At 41.7% G+C, this 4407-nt stretch carries 2 protein-coding genes and 2 pseudogenes; 2 read left to right on the top strand and 2 right to left on the bottom strand.

Annotation, left to right across the window (positions count from 1 at the left end; all coding sequences use genetic code 11):
• Positions 1 to 366: 366 nt before the first annotated feature.
• On the top strand, positions 367 to 1431 hold the full coding sequence (locus tag AB4375_RS16090; RefSeq protein ID WP_136975942.1) for a hypothetical protein: 1065 nt from the start codon (positions 367 to 369) through the stop codon (positions 1429 to 1431).
• A gap of 226 nt (positions 1432 to 1657) precedes the next feature.
• Here the strand turns inward: AB4375_RS16090 and AB4375_RS16085 are convergent.
• A pseudogene (locus tag AB4375_RS16085) lies at positions 1658 to 2253 on the bottom strand (tyrosine-type recombinase/integrase).
• A 336-nt stretch (positions 2254 to 2589) separates the two neighbouring features.
• A complete protein-coding gene (locus AB4375_RS16080; protein WP_136975941.1) occupies positions 2590 to 3639 on the bottom strand; it encodes a hypothetical protein in 1050 nt (349 codons plus the stop codon).
• A gap of 492 nt (positions 3640 to 4131) precedes the next feature.
• Between AB4375_RS16080 and AB4375_RS16075 the strand changes: the two are divergent.
• Positions 4132 to 4236 (top strand): annotated as a pseudogene (locus AB4375_RS16075) (IS3 family transposase); the annotation flags it as partial.
• Between the last annotated feature and the right edge of the window lie 171 nt (positions 4237 to 4407).

The raw sequence follows: 4407 nt of genomic DNA, 5'->3' as shown, positions 1-4407 counted from the left end.
ACTTCAGGTCGCACGGACAACAACGTGTCAGGGATTTTGCTAAATTAACAAAACACGAATAACCATAGGTATGGAAAAGTTGGTGTGAAGAGGCGATGCGATGAATAGCATATCACTAGCAAAAGTATTGGAGGGCTAAAATGATATAGCCTAGCCAATTGGTTTTCGAGACATGAAGAGCGAGCTATTCACTCTTTGGCCTGCGTTTTAAAGAGAGTATTTTGTACTGATAACGGTAAGTTATGAGCATTATGTAACATATCCCTCAATCTATATCTATGCATATCCCATTAAAAATATTAAAGTTTTAGGTATTGAGATTAAATCCAAAGCCCATGAACTTTCTATTTAAAACTAGGACAACAAATGAAAAAGTCGATGATTGCAACCTCAGTAGCTGCTTTACTATTAAGTGGGTGTACTATTCGCCCAAAAATAGAGCCTATTGATACAGTAGTAGCTGTACCATCAAATATTAACGCGCAAGAAGCTAAAGCGATACTTGATAACTCTATTTTTAGAACAATACCAATTTTAGATGGTAGACTTGCTCCAGCATCAATTGACGTATCACGTTCAAATAATCGTGACTTGAAAGGTACAGTCATGAACTATGAACTTACGAAGAAGTATCTGTTTAGTATTGACGTTGGATATTACTATAACGAAGAAACTCATTCAGTTGATCGCGAAGCATTTAACACCAAAAGATATAAAAGCTATAACGACTACGCGCCTTGGGCTTTGATGGAGCAATTGCCTGTACTTGATGAATTCGTCGCAGAAGAAGTAACAAATGATTATCAGAATTACGTTAAGGACCGAACTAAACTCTTATCTGAGCCTTATACCTTATCTCCGCAAGTAGAAATGCTGATGGATAAGTCTGACAAGAAAAAATTCGCTGCTTTATTCACTCAAGAAAACGTCAACACCAACTTCCTTGATTACTATGACTATAATTACAAAGGCCAGCCTTTGCTAAACGACTATGTGATGAGTGAAGTTAAATCATTGACTGCTAAAAACTTTAGTGGCATCAACGTAATGATAAATCATAATAATGTCATTGAGTTCACATCGGCATCTTTGCTAGCCAAACCTAACGGTTGGATTTTAACTAACAAAGACCTTCAAGTAGCAACGCTAAATTACAAGTACGAGATTACGAATCTCACTGACAAGTTCATCACCATTGATCGTGCAGCAAGTTATGTGAATAACAGCGTAAATAAAGACGAAATTAAACTGCCTTTGGAAATTCCACCTAAGTCTAAAGTGACAGTCTCACATAAAGGCAAGAGTTCTCACTATCGAGTGACCGCACTGAAACCAGACCAAAGCGTCGACTTCTCGTTATCTTTTGAGTACTCACTTGAAGGCAAGAAAAAAACATTAAATGGTCAGAAGACATTCAAACCTTTAATCTAAGTCATCCGCTTACTTTATTTCGAAAACTCCACCAACAAATTTTTGGTGGGTTTGATTCAAGGCTAAACTTATAGTTGGAACATCGTAAAAGGCATTGACCTCGACGTTTATACAGGCCGAACCTTATTAGCGATGGGGTTCGGCTTTTTAACACCTTTCAACAGTGATATACCTTTTAAAGTATAGAAACCGTAGCAGAAGAAAAGCCTGTAACAGCTCCTGTCTGTCAGCAATCTGTTTTCTCAGACAACCTCAGAGCATCTTCTAGCTCTACGCCAAGGTATCGAATAGTGTTATCTAGCTTCGAATGTCCAAGTAAGATCTGTACAGCTCTGATGTTTTCGTTCTGGCATAGATTAAAGTCGCTTTGGTTCGGCGCATGGAATGAGTACCGTAATAGTCGGCATTCAATCCCAGTTTTGCAGCCCAACTCCTGATAATTGAACGATAGAAAGAGTAACTGATAGGTTGTCCAAAGCGTCGGCTACTCGGGAATAAAAAACTGCTTGCCTCTAGGGATGCTGCAAAGATCCATCGGCTAATGCTTTGCTGTGTTCTCGGCGTAATCTCATAGTGGACGTCGGTCCCAGTTTTTTGCTGGATGCACTGAACCCTTTCATAGATAACTCCTTGCGAAGAAACATCGTAAACATGTAGCTTTAGCAAATCACTCGCTCTTAACTTGCTATCTATAGCTAGGTTCAGCAGTGCGAGCTGCATCAGATCATTTTCAATCTCTAGCCTAGTTCTGATCCGCCAGATCTCTTCAAGCTTAAACGGCCTTTTGATGCCGCTGCATTTTCCAGAAGATAACTTCCTCACGATGACCTCCTCTCAGTGTTTTGGGTCAATATGAAGTTTGGCAGTCACATTGACTAGAGGTCAGGAAGTTTGCCACGATTGGCTACAGCACACCTTTGGACAAAATGTATGGTACGCCCCGTTTTGCATTGAAAACTCAAAATAACGGAGTTGGTTTGCGCTAATGTATTCAGAGTATAATTGAGACTTACTTCCCATAGACGCATGAAAGTGAGGTGTTTTGACGGTGCCAATGCAAAAAACGGTCAAAATGAAATCTGACGTATTTATCTGATCATTTGAGAGTAGTGAAAGCCGAGAAGTGACGGCTCTCGGCTTTGAGGTTGTGATGGTCGCTTATTTCTGCGTTAAGCCGAAATTGATCTTCTTACCAGTGGATAGCTGAGTGAATACTGGCACATTCGAGAAGCGTTTTTGCTTAAAGTGCTCTTTAAAGTCCTCTGGGTACTTCTCTCTGTATTCAGCAAATTCAGAGTCAAAATCAAGCGCTTCAGCGAGGAAGGCAACAGATGGCTGGTAGAAAAATACGTTGTCTTGATCCGTTTTGAGCGCTTCAACAGGGAAGAAATTTGGCACTCCGGCTTCATGTATTAAGAAGTCGCCTTTTGGCAGGTAGGGGCTATCGCTATCAGCATTGCGGTAAATATAGCCAAGCTTATCGACTATCACAGAGCAACCCAACCCAAGCGGCGGGTAGCTGATTGGCCCTTTTTCTTCTTCCACTCTATCAAGCACTGCTTGATATTGAGGCTTAAGGCAATAGGTCAGCTCATTGTCTTTGCCAGCCATCGGCATCACGGCAATGTATTGATAATGGCTTGGTGAGAACAAGCCTTCTTTCACGGAATCGATGGTCTTCACTGATGCCACTTTTGGGTCGCTGTTGTAGGCATGTTCAGCCATCGACACCAAGGTCGCCTTGTTTTGCTCAAAGAGTTCAAACAGATCACACTCTGGCTTGCCTTCTAAGCAGGCGTCATAGTGCTTGACGGGTGAGATGATCATTAATCGGTTTTTATTGTAGCTAGGAGTGCGTTTTTTACCGTTACCGGAGTTACCCAAAATGGCGGTGAAACCCGCAACATTTGAAATCGAGCCAATGACCATGCCAATGGCATTTAAGCCTTGGGTGGTTTTACGAGACCAGCTGATATAGCCATCGGCGAATTCGTCAAGGTTGTTATTACCAAACGGTCGCTCACCAGTCATCAACACACCAAGTTGCTGCGCATGAGAGCGGGGCGAATCGGTCATGGTCTTGATGTCGTACTTGGCAAATTCCACCGTTTTATCTTTAACCGTTTGCTCGGGTGTTTTTGGGGTGTACTGAGGCGCACAACCAACCATAGAGGCCAAAATAAGGCCAGATAAAAGTGTTCTAAACATGGGTTGTTCCGTGAATAGTCGAGAGGATAATAAGGGTGATTTTGCAAAAAACCATTCCAAAGAGAGGGGATATGGACGCAAAAATACCTGCTTAAAATACCATTTACGCATACGGTTTAGTACCCGTGCGATGAGAGCGACATCACACATCACCAGTATGAATGAGAAAAACGTAACAGCCATCGACACCCGTGTAACCTAGTATTGCTTAAACTGGCACAAACCTTAGCTAACAGTAAGGCAGGGAAGCCCAACGTTTGATAATTCCATCAAATATTGATAGATGCATTATTAAATCTACTTGGAATGAAGTATTTAGGATAGTTACTGGTGTGCCACTGAACCGTCCCAGCAGTTTTGGACATCGAGTTAAGTGAGTACAATTACTAACGAGGTGAGCAATGGCAACTAAGAAAACTAGAATTAACATTCCCCTGAACTTAAAGCAGAGGCTCTGAAGCTAGCAGAGAAAGTCGCAGTAGCTGCCGCAACAAGACAACCTTCGAGTACATAGAAGTAGATTATAATCGGACGAGAAGACACAGTGCTCTTGGGTATCTAAGCCCAGTTAACTTTGAACAAAGAAACGTCGCTTAACGAAGTGTTCAGTCTTGCTGGAGCAGAACATTCCTAGATGAGCGGAGTTCGCATAAACTGTTGTAGTGCAAATTCACATGAACAAGATATGAATGAGTATTTACTCTGAATGACTTTGGGGCACTTTCGAGCTAGAAAGTGCCACGGGTAAGTTGTGATCACCAAGCGATT

The sequence above is a fragment of the Vibrio sp. 10N.261.51.C6 genome, from assembly GCF_041471785.1.
Taxonomy (GTDB): domain Bacteria; phylum Pseudomonadota; class Gammaproteobacteria; order Enterobacterales; family Vibrionaceae; genus Vibrio; species Vibrio crassostreae_C.
Note: the sequence above shows the minus strand (reverse complement) of the source record. Positions and strands in the feature narration are given on the sequence as shown.